Annotated in this window: 1 protein-coding gene; it reads right to left on the minus strand. The window is 75.5% G+C overall.

From position 1 onward, the window contains the following. The coding region (locus DD1DGNOD_RS30255; RefSeq protein WP_241255962.1) for an ABC transporter ATP-binding protein at window positions 1–750 on the minus strand (750 nt) is incomplete at both ends.

Raw genomic sequence — 750 nt, forward strand, 5'->3', positions numbered from 1 at the left:
CTCCTCGACCAGGCGGCCCGCGTAGAGGACCCCCACCCGGTCGCAGCGGCGTGCCACGAGTGCGAGGTCGTGGCTGATGAGCACGACAGCGGCATTGATCTCCCGCCGCAGCACCTGCAGGAGGTCGAGGATCTCGCGTGCCACCGCGGCGTCGAGACCGGTGGTCGGCTCGTCGAGGACGAGCAGCCGCGGACGCGACGCGAGCGCCGCGGCGATGCCGACCCGCTGCTGCTGCCCACCCGACAACTGGTGCGGCCACCGTCGCGCGATCACGGCCGGCTCCGGCAGGCGCACCGCCGCCAGCAGCTCCAGGGTCCGCAGGCGAGCCGCGGCGCGTGGCAGCCCCTGCAGCCGGCAGGCTTCGGCCACCTGCGCGCCGACGCGGACCGTCGGGTCCAGGCTGCTTGTGGCGCCCTGGTGGACCATGGCGAACGCGGTGGCCCGCCACCGCCGCCGGTCCCGTTCTGACAGGCCGCCGACGTCGACGCCGTCCAGCCTGATGCTGCCGCGGTCGACCCGGCCGCCATCGGGCAGGACGCCGGCCAGCGCCGCCGCCAGGGTGCTCTTGCCGGATCCGGACTCCCCCACCAGCCCGTAGCTTTCGCCGGGAAGCACCCGCAGGCTCACGCCTTCGACGGCGACCGCCCGTGTGCCCGACGCCGGGTAGCTCACGGTCAGCTCGTCGACGACGAGCCCTTCGGCCACGCCCGGTTCGGGTACGCCTGCCGGTGCGCCGCCGGCTGTCGCCCC

The organism is Candidatus Protofrankia californiensis, from assembly GCF_900634765.1.
GTDB lineage: Bacteria > Actinomycetota > Actinomycetes > Frankiales > Frankiaceae > Protofrankia > Protofrankia californiensis.